Below are 13720 nucleotides of genomic sequence, written 5' to 3' on the forward strand. Positions count from 1 at the left end.
CTCTCCTAATCTTCTGACATCCATGTCCGCAACAATTTCGCAAAATCTTCTGGTCTTCCTTTAGCAAGCTTTTCAATTGTTTTCCGCTTAGGATTTGCTTTTGTATTAAATTCGGATAAATCCATTTCTTCATCCTCATCTGTTCTAAGCGTAGATAAAGGTGGTTCAAACATTTCATATTCGAATTCTTCCTCAAGTTCCTCGCGTTTTCTTTTACGAATTACAAATACAATAATAAGAACGATTAAGATAACCAGAGCAAGCCCAACACCGATAAAGATGAGAACATAGTTGGGAATATTATTAATATTTAATAACGATTCTTCCGGTTCTCCACCATTTACAATCGTTTTACCTTGAAATTCAGTTGCAAATACGGATATCCGGTCATCAAGCTCCTCGTCTGTCACTTGGTTGCCATTCATACTTAATGATGTACTTACTGTATTTTTCAAAAGATTACTAATATCTGCTATATTTTGCTGTGTTAAACTTTCCAAATCTTCAGGGTTAGGAGGCTCGACACCAACATTAATCGTAATATCATCAATAACATACGGACTTAATTCTATTTGGCGATTAATCCTGTTTACTTCGCGGTTAATTCGATCTTCTGTTTTTTCAGATTCGCTATTTCCGCCTCCATCAACACCTGGGTAGTTGGCAATTTCGGTCTCCCCTGTGCCTGTCGTATCATCAATTGCAACACCTTCGCTAGAATAGGTATCTACAATTCGTTCAACGCTTATATCAATACCTTCATTGGTTTCTTTATTGACCGGTTCAACTAGATTTTCTTCTCGCTTTTCTTTCGTAAAATCAATACTTGCCATGACTGACACGACTACTTTGTCACGACCAAGAGTTAAACCAAGCATTTGTTGCAATTCACGTTGAATATCTTTTTCAATATCCTTTTTTATTTCTCGCTGTTGCTGATACATAGACAATGCTGTATCAGTCTGGTTTTCATCTTGTATTTCAAAAACCTGACCATTTTGATCCATAATGACAATTTGTTCAGGCGGTAAATTAGGAACACTTTTACTAATCAAATGATATAGACCATTAATTTGTTTTGGATCTAGTTGGAAGGTTGGATCACCTTTTACAACAACAGATGCAGTTGCTACTTGTTCTTCATCTGTAATCCAGACATTTTCTTTTGGAAGGGTAATCATCACGTTTGCTTCCGTTACTCCATCAATTTGCTTAATTAAATCAGCAAGTTCATTTTGCATCGCATCACGCTCAACTACATCAAAATGACGATCCGTCATTCCTAATCCCATATTTTCACTAAAAATACTGTAGTTCACATTCCCGCTTTTCGGTATTCCATCAGCTGCTAAACTCACCTTTAAATTGGCAATTTCTTCGTTAGGAACACTAACTGCCTTGCCATCTGACGAAATCTGCACAGGAATTCCCTGTTCTTCGATAGCCGTTTTAATTTCACCAGCCTCAGCTGGAGATAAATTAGTATATAGCGCTGCATAGCTTGTCCGAGAACTAAAAAACACAATAATAGAAAGCAACAAAAGAGTTGCTACAAATGTACCTATAATTGACCATTTTGTAGCTTTAGAAAAACTTCCCCATGACTCTGTTAATTTATTTTTATAAACCAGTAACTTCTCTTTCATTTATCCTTCATCCTTCACCCTAATTACAGGAATCATAATTGCATTCTCATTACTTCTTGGTATGCTTCCACAACTTTATTGCGTACTTGTACAGTAAGTTGCAAAGAAAGACTTGCTTTTTGTGAAGCAATCATCACTTCATGGATATCTTTTACTTCACCTGTTACTAATTCGTTAGTCAGTTTATCTGATTGATTCTGTGCAGATTTCACTTCTTCAAGCGTTTGTTTAAATATTTCACTAAACCCTTCCACCTTATTTTCAGGCTTCAATTTTGAAATCGATTGATTTTGAATAAATGGGGTTTGAATCTGGCTCAGTTTGTCCATAGTACACTCCTTAACAATCTCTTAAATTACTTGCCAATCTCTAAAGCTTTCATAAACATATTTTTCGATGCGTTTAATGCCGTGACATTTGCTTCATAAGAACGTGTTGCAGACATAAGATCCACCATTTCCTTGATTGGATCAACATTTGGAGAGCGAACATAACCATCCTCATCCGCATCGGAATGTGTTGGATCATAGGTTAATGTAAATGGAGTTTGGTCCTCTTTAATTTTCGATACCTTTACTCCTGACACATGTGAAGATTCCTTATTCATCATGGACTGAAGTTGTTGTTCAAATGGAGATACCCCACTTTGTGATAATTCCACTGATTTTCGACGATAAGGGACCCACTCGCCATTCACAAGCTGAGCACGAGTCGTATTTGCATTGGCAATATTTGAAGATACAACGTCCATTCGCATACGATTGGCTGTCAATCCAGAAGCACTAATATTAAAACCATTAAATAAACTCATCACTGCTATCTCCCATCGATTACTGTTCGCAAACTATTAAATTTCCCATTTACTCGTTCCGTAACCGCGTTATACCATAATTGGTTTTTTGCCAACTCTGCCATTTCATAATCCATATCCACATTATTTCCGTTCGGATTATATTGTGTAGAATTATTAGTCTTTATGGTTGGATTGAATTGTTTAGTTTCACTGCTAAAAGATAAATGCTCAGCACTTGTTTTAAAACTAGAAATGCCTGGATTATTCATGGCAGTATTCAAAACTGTTTGAAAGCTAACTTGCTTACTCTTGTAATTAGCCGTATCCACATTTGCGATGTTAGCTGAGTGAACCCGCTGTTTCAATGAAGCAGTTGATAATGCCTGCTCTAAAGACTGAAATGATTGAGGAAATATATTCATTCTTGACCCCCTGATTTTATTGAAAATGGCCATAAAAAAAACACCCTAAAGAAAAAGGTGGACTTTACGTTCAAGTCTCCATTTTTCGGCAACCCGGCTACCATACAGAAAATTTTTTAGGCCCGTGGCTTTGCGTCCTTATCTTTCGAATAAGTTTGCTATTGTCGATACGATAAAAACTTTCTTACTTTTCAAACAAATAATTCGTGGTTTTTCGACATAATTATACCAAAATATACTAACACTTTAACACAGTTTTCTGAATATGTGTGACTTTTTACTAAAAATATATACTTTAATTACCATTTTATTTTTGATTTTTCTATATTTAGCCATTATATAATGTTATGCTAATTTAAAATCATCTAAGTGTGTTTTGAAAGGAAGAAAAAGTAATGTTTCGGGGTTTATATACTGCCACATCTGGAATGATGGCACATAATAGGCAACAACAAATTTTGACAAATAATTTAGCAAATGCGAATACACCTGGATATAAACAGGATTTAAGTGTTTTGCGTGCATTTCCTGCTCAATTGATAAAGGCTATGGAAAAAGGGTACACCATGGACAATGGGACTAATGTACCTTCTGGACAAAACACCATCGGCACATTAAATACAGGCGTTTATACACAAGAAGGAATTCCATCCTTTACTCAAGGGGCATTAAGAGAAACGGGAAACACAACGGACTTTTCCCTTCTTACTGAGTCTTTACCAATTAATCCAGATACACAGGAAAAGGGTACAGTAGTCTTTGCTGTTAGACTTGATAATAACGAAGTTCGCTATACACAGAATGGACAATTTACAGTTGACGACGCCGGATACCTGACAACGGCTGAAGGTCACAAAGTGTTAAATCAAAACTTGCAACCCATTCAAGTAAATTCAAAAGAATTTAAGGTCCTTGATAATGGACAAGTCGTCTTAGAAGACGGAACCACAACAAATCGCCTGTGGCTCGGATACACTCCCGATCCTAAACAATTTGTAAAAGAAGGACAAGGCTTGATGCGTTGGGGTGGGAATGTGCAAGGTACACCACAGTTTGTAGATAATGTAGCTTTGCTAAATAATACAGGTCCCTTAGTTAAACAAGGTTTTGTTGAACAATCCAATGTTGATTTGACCCAAACAATGACGGAAATGATGAGCACATATCGTGGCTTTGAGGCGAATCAAAAAGTTATACAAGCCTATGACCGCAGTATGGAGAAAACAGTAAATGAAATCGGCCGGATTTACTAAGGAGGTTATTACACATGAATATCCAAATGAATTCTGCTACAACTTCGATGCGTGAACTACAGAAAAAAATCGACATTATCTCAAACAATATTTCTAATGTGAATACCACTGGCTATAAACGTCAGGAAGCAAATTTTTCTGACACCCTTGTCCAATCGATCGAAAAACAATCAGGATTGCAGCACGAAGTTGGACGAAGTACACCGAATGGTTTACGTGTAGGATCTGGTGCCTTCATTTCTCAAACTACTCTTCGGACAGAACAAGGATCGATTCAGAAAACAGATCGTCCGCTTGATTTTATGATTCAAGGTGATTCCGGCTTTTTCAGAGTAGCTTCAGAAGGCAATACTTACTATACAAAAGATGGCTCATTTCAATTGCAACCAATCCTAAATTCAAACCGAGTAAACTTAGTGACATCTGTAGGAGATTCGGTTCTCGATAGCAATAATCGTCCAATTTCCTTTGATGGAGATTATGATGCAATTAAGGTTGATGAAAATGGAACTCTAGAAATATCCTACAAAGATTCTGCCAAACAACCTACTCAAATTCAATTAAGTATAGCGGAGATTAACCGTCCAAACTTGCTTGAAAAAATTGGCGGTAATCGATATCAACTTCCTGGAACAGAACAACAGCAAGTAGCAAATGGCACCCTACAAATTGTAAACTTAGCGGAGCAAAATAATCGCTCAATCAGAATTAATCAAGGTTCTCTCGAGATGTCAAATGTTGATTTGACTGAAGAAATGACAGAATTAATTTCGACGCAACGATTGTTTCAATCACAAGGAAGAGCTATTTCATTCGCTGACGATATGATGGGCTTAGTTAATACGATAAAAGGATAGAAAAATCGGGTTGCGCGGGGTTTTTACTCTTTGGAAAAATCTCAGTCTGACTTTTCGGCCTCGACGTCTGAAAAAATGGCATTGACGTCTGAACATCAATAAAAGCACAAAAAAGGAGCAAATGCATAGCGCATTTGCTCCTTTTCTCTATCTTAAAAAGTCCATTAAACTTGGTTGAATGATTTTTGCTGAAGCTGCAAGAGTTGCTTGATAAATACTCTCTTCACTTTTCAATCTCGTAATAGCTTCTGCATAATCAATATCTTCTATTTTTGATAACATTGATTTAAGTTCAAGATTGCTATCTTTAATACGATTTCCAACTGCTTCAACACGATTTTGCCTAGCGCCAGCTTCCGCTTCAGTAGATAACATTCGCTCAATCCCTTTATCGATTTGATCTATAGAGATATCATTACCAGAACGAAGTCCTTCAGAGAGATTGTTTAATGTTTGAAACAAATTGGCATCATCTTCAGCATTTCCAAACAACTTATCAGCTGTTACATTCGCTTGAACAACTACTCCATCTGCAATGGTAAATGATTTGGCACCAGTATCAAACGGATTAGTTTTATAGGAATCTTTTTGAGGGAACGGAGCTTCCTTCGTTTTTTGTCCATTAAACAAATAGTTGCCATTTACTTTTGAATTGGCAAATTGTCGAACTTGCTCGGTTAATTCTTCTACTTCTGATGCTATAACCGATTTATCATGATCTGATAGTGTATCAGTATTTCCTTTAACCGCTAATTCACGTACCCGTTGCATAACATTGACCATGTCATTAATGGTTTGATCCGTTTCATCTAGCCACAAGGTTGCTTCATTCGTATTTCGTTCATATTGTTCATTTGCAGCTAGTGCACTTTTCAGGTTCATCGCCTTACTTACACCGTTCGGGTCATCCGAAGGTCGGTGAAGTTGTTTGCCTGATGAAACTTGGTAATTGGCTTTTTCCAATCGACTCAAGTTTTGATTCATATGACGCAATGAATTTTGATGTATCATCTGTTGCGTAACTCTCATCATCAATTCCTCCAATACCTCATGATCAACGTGCAGCCATACGATTAATAATCGTATCCAGCATTTGATCTGTGGTTGAAATCATTCTAGCTGCAGCACTATATGAATGCTGATACTTAATTAAATTCGCCATTTCTTCATCAAGCGAAACGCCCATTACCGATTGACGATGACTCTCGGTAGCCATTAAAGCAGCCTCGTGATTTGCAACCGAATTCATAGCAGCTTGGCTTTCGGCTCCAAGTTCGCCGACAAGAGATTGGAATGAATCTTTAGCATTCTGAGGATTACCAGTCTGATTTAAAACCGGTGGATTGTCTTTGTTAAGCGTAGAATTAACTTTAAGATTAGCAATCGAAAAATTATTACTATCTCCGATAAATAAATTCCCTCCAGCTGTAGCAGGAGTTGCAGACATCCCAGTTGCCACTGCAAACTCTTTGACCGTTTCGTTCAATTTGTTTTGGTAATTAGCAACGATGGTCAGTGATTCATTGATACCAGCCAATTTCCCACCGGTAATATTACTATTAGCATCAATATTTGACACATTTGATCCATCTACAAGAGAAGTTCCGTCACGCAAGGTGATATTATAAACTCCGTTTGCTTGTTCGTTTACTTTGATGGGAACAAGTTCAGATAGCTTTTCGACCAGCACATCTCGCTTATCAAGTAAATCATTCGATTGTGAACCGTTGCGTTGAATACTTGTATTCAATTCGGCAATCTGTGTCAAATAGCCGTTCGCTTCGTCCATGGTTACAGTTAACTGTTGGTTTAAATCATCTTTTACATTTGTCATCGCTTTGTCCATTGACTGAGCCGTTTCTACAAATGCTTCTGCTCGCTCTTTAAGAACTGCCTGTGCGGATGGGCTGTCTGGTTCATTCGCTAGGTCTTGCCACGCACCAGATAATTGATCCATTGAAGAACGAAGTCCAGTTTCGCTTGGTTCATTGATAGCCGTTTCAAGACGGTCCAACGACTGTTGTTTAACTGACCATTGTCCAAGTGTTCCTGCTTGGTCTCGGTATTGTTGATCTAAAAAGCGGTCTCTCACACGGGTAATTGAGTCTAGTGATACTCCGGAGCCCAGCTGACTTGGATTAACTGCACCACTTGTCCAAACGTTTAATGACGGTGAAGCAGTTGCATTTACTTGTTGGCGTGAGTACCCTCTTGTATTCGCATTGGCAATATTATGACCTGTTGTTGCGATACTTGCTTGACCAACATTTAAACCGCGTTTTCCAAGCTCTAATCCGTGAAATGTTGAAACCATATATATCCCTTCTCCCTACTCAATTAAGCTTTTGTATCGAAAAAGCCTTGACTACTTGTTAATGATTTTTGTTGACCTATCGGGGATTGATAATTGAAATGTTGTTGTTTTGACTTTGTAACTTGTTCAATCATATGTTGAACAAAGCTCATAGAGTCTGTAAGGAGTCTCTCATTTATTTTATTTTTTGCTTGTAGCTCTACCATAAGCTGCTGTAATCTTTCCAGTTGTGATTGTAATTTGCTTCTTGTACTATCACATGGAAGTTGTTCTACAAATTGACTAAAGCTAAGTGATGGATGCTTTTGTAGCAAGATCTCGACCAACCGTTCACGTTCATTATCTAGGTCATTAAGTTGCTTTACTACCTTTGTTTCTTCTTGCACCAGCTTATTTAACTCGTCAACTTTTCGCTCTATTAATACTGTTGTCTTTTTTTCGGCAAAGTTAATAAGTTGATTTTGTATGCTAATCAATTCATCTAGCGTCGTGACGATTAAATGAAGCACCCGACACCCTCCTCTTTTACAGCACCAATCTACTTATCGAACCAAAATTGGTAGAATGAATCTGCCACTTTCTCACTGTTGACTTGGTATTCTCCAGATTGAACTTGGGCTTTTAAAGCGTTAATCTTTTCCTGTCTATCTACATCAATTTCTATATTTTTTTTAAACATCTCTTTTGCTTGTGGTGAAATTTGCAGTTGGTCTTCTTTTTGTATGGATCGTGTTTTTCCAGCTGGAGATACTTGCATTTGTTTTTGATAAGATTGAATAAAGGAAGAACCATTTGTTTTGTCGATATTCATTCCTTCACCGCCCTGTCGTTTATTTTTCTTTACCTGTCAACCTATAAAAATTTATATGTTACTTACTTTGAATTTCGTCTAACAGCTTTTCTCTATTTAATGTTCGATTAACATCTGTTGAAAATCGGTTGAAACACTCGTTACATAGCAACTGTCTTTTAATCAGTTTACTACAATGGGCACAGGGATAACCCAGGTTAGGATAGTCCTCAGAGAAGATAAGGCCATCACGAAGGAACTCTGCAATTTGTCTTAGGGACACATTCGTAAAATCACTTACCTCTTCAATGGTCGCAAAACGGTTTTGATCACTTTCTAAAAAGTCAGCCACACGATTAAAATCATGCTCTTTTTCTAGATAACATTCTAAGCAAGAATCCGTATGATCTTTTAGAAATAGTCTTCCGCAAATTATACAGTTATCTAACTGGCCTGATTGCATGTGAATCACCTAATACTTTCTATTATTTATATCGGCATTTAAATTAAAATGTTTAGTAAAAGTTTTATTATTGTATTTTAAATTCTGTAACTAACACTCGTTCCACTTTCCCAGTTTCAACGATTTTGCCTAGCTTCGCCGAAAGTTCTTTTTCGAGTATGTTTATCCCATCCTCACCAATTAACTGATCTTTCGTCAGTCCAGCAATGGTGGAAATAATAGCTGCTCGCACTTCAGGTGTTCTCTTCTCTGTCTCTTCTTTTGCTTCTTCACTACTCAACAATATATTAAACTGCACAATCGCAAAATTACTTGCAGATGCTAAATTAGTTGTAATTACATCGGTATCAATGCTTAGTTCAGCTAATTCTTCTGCTGATATTGCCTTTTCAGTTTCAGGTTCAGCCTCAACTTTCTTCATGTAAAACATCGCGCTTGCACCAATAGCCGCTACAGCAAAAATAATTACGAGTAGAACTTTAATTTTCCCCATGATACACCTCTAAATAGTTAATTAATTTTCTTGCTTATACGGTGTGATTAATACTTCCACACGACGGTTTTCTGCTCTACCCGCTTCTGTGTCATTCGAAGTGATCGGTTGGAACTCGCCATATGCAGTTGCACTAAATTTATTTGAATCTAAATTCTTATTTTCAAGAAGTATTTTCATGAAATTTATGGCCCTAGCCGAACTTAATTCCCAGTTTGACGGGAATTCCTCTGAAACGGCTGGAATATTGTCCGTATGACCATCAATCAAAATATTTCTAGGCGGGTCTGTCACTAGTAAGTTAGAAATTTCAACCGCAATGACTTTTGATTCTTCATTAATATCAGCACTACCAGATTGATATAAAACACCTTCTTTTATTTTAAGCACCAATCCTTTAATCGTTAACTCCGTTTGTAGTCTAGGTGATAATCCTTTGTCAGTAATGTATTCATCGATTTTCCGTTGGAGTTCCTGGAGTTCTTTGTGATCTTGATAAGCTGACATTACTTCTTCACTCTCTTCGATAGGAATAGTCTCATCAAGCTTTGCGGTTTGTGAAGTATCTTCAGTAATTTCAATAGCAGCTTGCTGTTCCAGTACACCTGTCCCACCTTGTAACTCCGTATTAAAAGAATCAGAAATCGCTTTGAATTTTTTAGAGTCAACTTCACTGGCAGCAAACAAAACGATAAAAAGAGCAAGTAAAAGCGTCAAAATATCAGCATAAGGTATTAGCCATGATTCATCTACATGCTCTTCATGCTTTTTCTTACGCTTCAACACGAACACCTACTCTTTCTTCTGGTTCAACAAGAACTCGATCTTTTGCAGGTAAATACGTCAGCAGTTTTTCTTCTACTATACGTACGGGAAGACCTTCTTGAACGGCCAGTAATCCCTCTAACATAATATATTTCATCTTAGCTTCTTGTTCTGATTTACGTTTTAACTTATTTGCAAAGGGATGCCACAATACATACCCGGTAAATATACCGAACAACGTGGCAATAAATGCCGCTGAAATTGATTTTCCTAGTAAGGCAATATCGTCTAAGTGACCAAGTGCTGCTACTAAACCAATTACTGCACCAAGTACACCTAAGGTTGGCGCATATGTACCTGCTTGTGTGAAAATTTTCGCACCAAGCTCATGTCTTTCTTCCATTGCAGCAATTTCTTCTTCCATCAGTTCCCGAATATATTCCTGTGATTGTCCATCAACCACCATCTTTAAACCTCGCTGTAAAAACGGGTCTTCAACCTCTTCAGCTCGTTCTTCTAACGCAAGAAGTCCTTCTTTTCTCGCAAGCATTGCCCATTCTGTAAAAGTAGGAATTAACTGCTTTATCGGAACGATTTTTAAATCCGAAAAAATAACCTTAAATAAACTAGGTATTTTCTTCACTTCATTAAACGGAAACGCTATTAATATACATGCAACCGTTCCACCAAAAATAATCACCAGCGCTGCAGGATTATATAAAGCAATAGGATCAGAACCTTTTAAAATCAACCCACCGACTAATACAACAAAACCAAGTATTATGCCTAACCATGATGTCTTATCCACACCAGTACCCTCATTTCAGTTCAAAGTATTACATAACCCAACAAGCGGCTGAGTTATCTCTTATTCACAATCCCCATGACTTGTTTCCATGTGTCACGCAACTCTAATACAAAGTTTACCACTTCTTCCAAGGCTTCCACATCGTTTTTCATATTTGCTTCGACTAAGCGATTGTACAGATATTCATACATTTGTTCCAACCCTTGTGAAAGCTCGATATCCGGATCCAGTGTGATGCGAAGCTCCTGGATAATCATTTGAGCCTTGATGATATTGGTATTCTTTTCCTCAAAATTCTTTTCAATCATTGCTCGTTTAGCGAGTTTGATGAATTTCAAACAGCCGTTATACAGCATTAATGTCAGTTCCTGCGGCGAAGCGGTCAACACTGAATTTTGCTGATACGTTTGATAAGGATTTCTAATTGACACGTATTTTCCTCCTTGGTTCTACTTCCGTTTATCTATAAATGACCCTTCGGTCGCCATGTTTTGATAGGCACCCATATATTTCGTAGAAACTTGCTTGGTCTGCGTAATACGGTTCATTTGGGACAGGAAGGATTTATGTAAATTATTCATTAAAGGCTGAAGAGATTGTTCGATTTCTTTCAGCTGTTCAATTACGAGCCTATCTTCACCCGTCCATCCGAAGTTGGCTTGCTGTAAAAAGCTTTCCATCTGCTCGATTATCTGTTGCCTTTTATCAAATAGCGATTGTATCGCTTCAAGTCGCTCGTTGTCATTGTCCTCCATTTTGGAGTGAACCGCTTTAGCTTGATGATGAATTTTTTCCGTCAGATGAAGAAATTCTGTTAAAGCATTATGTTTTTCATTCATTACATACCACCGAACATATTCTGCTGCATCCACGAGCTTTGTGAATTCATTTGGCTCAAGGCTTTTTCCATGGCGGTAAACTGACGCCAATAACGGTCTTCGACACCAACCAAACGCTCTTGCCATCGGCTGATCTCATCGTTCATCTGTTTAATTTTCTTGGAAAGCGTGCTATTGTCTACAGAATTTGAAGGGCTGCCTGCCTGCGTGCTGAGATTTTTCACAACCTCGTTTAGCTTCTGGTAAACTTTGTCGCCTATTCCAATACCGTTTCCAGCTGCGTCTTTATTGGTGAATAACTTCATCACTTCGTCTGGCTTGTTCGTAAAGGCTGCGTTTAATTTATCTTCATCAATGAAAAGCTTTCCGCCTTCCGTATATTTGCCTGTATTGATGCCAATCTGCGACAGCAGTTCGATGTTTCCAGTAGCGATGTCATCAACTGGATCCATAAATGCACGTCTTAACTCCTGTATCGCATTTTTTAAAGTAGGATCATTTCGTACCAATCCGCTTCTGGCTTTTTCTTCCCAAAGTTCAATTTCCTTCTCACTCATATCTTTCTTCTGTTCATCTGAAAGCGGTTGGAAATTCGGATAACGCTTTTCAACTAGCTGTTTCTCGATATTTGCAATCGTTTCATTGTATTTTCCAACAAACTCTTTAATCATTGCTAAAGGTTTTTCTGGATTAGATTGAACCGTAACGGTTGTTTCTGGGCCTTTCTGAACAAGATTCAGGGTTAACCCGTTTACGGTCGTTTTATTAGTAGTCAGTCCATCAATGACGATTCCGTCCAAACTCACCGAACCATTTTCTGCCCCTGCCGCTAGAGCAGTTGTACCTCCATTATTCACAACTTGATTAGCTAAAGCGGAATTAGGCGCTCCAGTCGTATCCGTAAATTCAAGTGAAAACGCCTGATTTGCTCCCATACCTTTAGTGGAAATGAAGAATCTTGAAGTGGTATCGTCAAAACTCACACGTAGCTCCGGCAGTTTTCCAGCTGTTGAATCTTGTAATTTTTTTGCCACGTCTGCATAGCTCATGTCTTCGGTAATCTCCACGGCAACTTCCGAACCGTCACTGCCTTTCACCTTTATGGTTCCAGCAGCTGCAGCACCGATTAGATCCGTCGACTTTGCCACAGTGCCGTCCGATTTTACTATCGCAGTCGCTGAATGCAGTTTTGCAGAACTGGCAACACTCAATACCTCAACCTTATATGTACCACTCACTGCGTTGGCAGTGGTTGTCAAATTCACAGTGCTTGAATTCGATGTCGCACTATATGCATTAAAAGAAGATTGTAAGCGCAAATTGCTTGCACTGGTCCGCAAACTCGAAAGGGACAAGTTGAAATCCCGAAACGATTCCTGTTGCCATTCCGTCCAAACTTTTTTCTGCATCAATTTATCCAAAGGCATTTTTTGTGCCTGCATCAATTGTTTGACTAATGCATCTGTATCCATTCCTGAAGCTAAACCGCCTACTCGCATCTATCCCCACTCCAATCTAATTTCTATTTAAGCTATTTATAATTTCTCGTCCACGATCAATCCCGCCAATTCAGCCATCGAAGCATACATATCAAGAAACTTCTTGTTTGGGATTTCTCTCAAGACTTCATCTGTTTTCGAATCGATTACTTGCACATAATAGATATCCAGCTTTTCATGGAGCTGGAACTTCACATTGGTAGAAGTCGGCTGTAAAAATTCATTCATGCCTTCTACTTTATTGACAATCATTTCTTTAGTTATAATTTTTTCTTCGATATCATTCGTTTTTTTCTCTAAAGAAGAGGGAGAGTTACTATCGGTTTCACTAAACCCGGTTCAACAGTTTTTGAAAAATGATTAGCAGTTGAATTTTTAACTTCCATGAAAGGATCTCCCTTTATCTATCAATATTACTATTGGTTGATTCAAACAAAAATTTGCATACTATTAGACTTCTATATATTAGTTATCGGCAGAAATAGTGAATTTTTTAGTGTTATTTAAATATTAACTAGAAATATTTAATAACTTCCCGCTTGAAGCAAATAAAAAAGACAGGTTCTTGGAGAACCAGTCTCAGGTTGTAGACAAAAGGGTTTCGGAATGTGTTCATTCCGAAACCCTTTTGTCATTTTTATTGAATTTGAAGCAATTATTGAGGAAAGTAGACCTCTCCGAGGATTATTTATGCCATTTTCGGAGCTCGCCATGTCCAGCTGGCGAGTTTTTTTAAATTCATGGCAGCGAAAGTAAGCATCGCCTGCATCGACAATTT

At 37.9% G+C, this 13720-nt stretch carries 18 protein-coding genes and 1 riboswitch; of the genes, 2 read left to right on the forward strand and 16 right to left on the reverse strand.

The window, feature by feature from the left end; all coding sequences use genetic code 11:
* Positions 1–5: 5 nt before the first annotated feature.
* From fliF to flgB, 4 genes are read right to left on the reverse strand one after another with little or no spacing between them, the layout of a single operon-like run.
* Positions 6–1646 carry a flagellar basal-body MS-ring/collar protein FliF gene (gene fliF, locus C8K15_RS06815; RefSeq protein WP_108585669.1) on the reverse strand — a complete coding sequence of 547 codons (1641 nt, stop codon included), beginning with the start codon at positions 1644–1646 and terminating at the stop codon, positions 6–8.
* Positions 1647–1678: 32 nt separating this feature from the next.
* A complete protein-coding gene (gene fliE, locus C8K15_RS06820) occupies positions 1679–1975 on the reverse strand; it encodes a flagellar hook-basal body complex protein FliE (protein WP_108585670.1) in 297 nt (98 codons plus the stop codon).
* Between the two features lie 26 nt (positions 1976–2001).
* Complete coding sequence (flgC, locus tag C8K15_RS06825) at positions 2002–2457, reverse strand: flagellar basal body rod protein FlgC (protein ID WP_108585671.1); 456 nt, start codon at positions 2455–2457, stop codon at positions 2002–2004.
* Positions 2458–2462: 5 nt separating this feature from the next.
* A complete protein-coding gene (flgB, locus tag C8K15_RS06830) occupies positions 2463–2861 on the reverse strand; it encodes a flagellar basal body rod protein FlgB (RefSeq protein WP_108585672.1) in 399 nt (132 codons plus the stop codon).
* Between the two features lie 84 nt (positions 2862–2945).
* Positions 2946–3031: riboswitch (cyclic di-GMP riboswitch) on the reverse strand.
* A gap of 225 nt (positions 3032–3256) precedes the next feature.
* Between flgB and C8K15_RS06835 the strand changes: the two genes are divergently transcribed.
* Together C8K15_RS06835 and C8K15_RS06840 are read left to right on the forward strand one after the other, a co-directional pair.
* Complete coding sequence (locus C8K15_RS06835) at positions 3257–4114, forward strand: flagellar hook-basal body protein (RefSeq protein WP_108585673.1); 858 nt, start codon at positions 3257–3259, stop codon at positions 4112–4114.
* A gap of 14 nt (positions 4115–4128) precedes the next feature.
* On the forward strand, positions 4129–4971 hold the full coding sequence (locus C8K15_RS06840; RefSeq protein WP_108585674.1) for a flagellar hook-basal body protein: 843 nt from the start codon (positions 4129–4131) through the stop codon (positions 4969–4971).
* Between the two features lie 147 nt (positions 4972–5118).
* On the opposite strand, the gene flgL is transcribed toward C8K15_RS06840, so the two are convergent.
* The 12 genes from flgL to flaG all read right to left on the reverse strand — a co-directional run bounded on the left by flgL (position 5119) and on the right by flaG (position 13194).
* Entirely contained in the window at positions 5119–6000 is an 882-nt protein-coding gene (gene flgL, locus C8K15_RS06845; RefSeq protein WP_108585675.1) for a flagellar hook-associated protein FlgL, read from the reverse strand.
* A 25-nt stretch (positions 6001–6025) separates the two neighbouring features.
* On the reverse strand, positions 6026–7285 hold the full coding sequence (gene flgK, locus C8K15_RS06850) for a flagellar hook-associated protein FlgK (protein ID WP_108585676.1): 1260 nt from the start codon (positions 7283–7285) through the stop codon (positions 6026–6028).
* Between the two features lie 23 nt (positions 7286–7308).
* Positions 7309–7794, reverse strand: coding sequence for a flagellar protein FlgN (locus tag C8K15_RS06855; RefSeq protein WP_108585677.1), 486 nt, complete (start codon positions 7792–7794; stop codon positions 7309–7311).
* A 29-nt stretch (positions 7795–7823) separates the two neighbouring features.
* Positions 7824–8096 carry a flagellar biosynthesis anti-sigma factor FlgM gene (gene flgM, locus C8K15_RS06860; protein WP_108585678.1) on the reverse strand — a complete coding sequence of 91 codons (273 nt, stop codon included), beginning with the start codon at positions 8094–8096 and terminating at the stop codon, positions 7824–7826.
* A gap of 58 nt (positions 8097–8154) precedes the next feature.
* Positions 8155–8538 carry a flagellar protein gene (locus C8K15_RS06865; protein WP_108585679.1) on the reverse strand — a complete coding sequence of 128 codons (384 nt, stop codon included), beginning with the start codon at positions 8536–8538 and terminating at the stop codon, positions 8155–8157.
* Positions 8539–8605: 67 nt separating this feature from the next.
* A complete protein-coding gene (locus C8K15_RS06870) occupies positions 8606–9031 on the reverse strand; it encodes a flagellar basal body-associated FliL family protein (protein WP_108585680.1) in 426 nt (141 codons plus the stop codon).
* A gap of 21 nt (positions 9032–9052) precedes the next feature.
* Positions 9053–9814: a flagellar motor protein MotB gene (gene motB, locus C8K15_RS06875; protein WP_108585692.1), complete on the reverse strand. Its 762-nt coding sequence runs from the start codon at positions 9812–9814 to the stop codon at positions 9053–9055.
* Positions 9804–10604, reverse strand: a complete 801-nt coding sequence (motA, locus tag C8K15_RS06880; protein WP_108585681.1) for a flagellar motor stator protein MotA — start codon at positions 10602–10604, stop codon at positions 9804–9806. The genes motB and motA overlap by 11 nt, the downstream gene beginning before the upstream one ends.
* Before the next feature lie 53 nt (positions 10605–10657).
* The gene (gene fliS, locus C8K15_RS06885; protein ID WP_108585682.1) at positions 10658–11035 is read right to left on the reverse strand and encodes a flagellar export chaperone FliS; all 378 of its coding nucleotides are present in this window, start codon (positions 11033–11035) and stop codon (positions 10658–10660) included.
* Positions 11036–11053: 18 nt separating this feature from the next.
* Positions 11054–11443: a flagellar protein FliT gene (gene fliT / locus C8K15_RS06890; protein WP_108585683.1), complete on the reverse strand. Its 390-nt coding sequence runs from the start codon at positions 11441–11443 to the stop codon at positions 11054–11056.
* A complete protein-coding gene (fliD, locus tag C8K15_RS06895) occupies positions 11443–12942 on the reverse strand; it encodes a flagellar filament capping protein FliD (protein ID WP_108585684.1) in 1500 nt (499 codons plus the stop codon). The genes fliT and fliD overlap by 1 nt, the downstream gene beginning before the upstream one ends.
* A gap of 36 nt (positions 12943–12978) precedes the next feature.
* Positions 12979–13194 (reverse strand): flagellar protein FlaG, encoded by a 216-nt coding sequence (flaG, locus tag C8K15_RS06900; RefSeq protein WP_369973714.1) that lies wholly within the window; start codon positions 13192–13194, stop codon positions 12979–12981.
* Positions 13195–13720 lie beyond the last annotated feature (526 nt).

Source organism: Paenisporosarcina sp. OV554 (assembly GCF_003058165.1).
In the GTDB taxonomy this organism is placed as follows: domain Bacteria; phylum Bacillota; class Bacilli; order Bacillales_A; family Planococcaceae; genus Paenisporosarcina.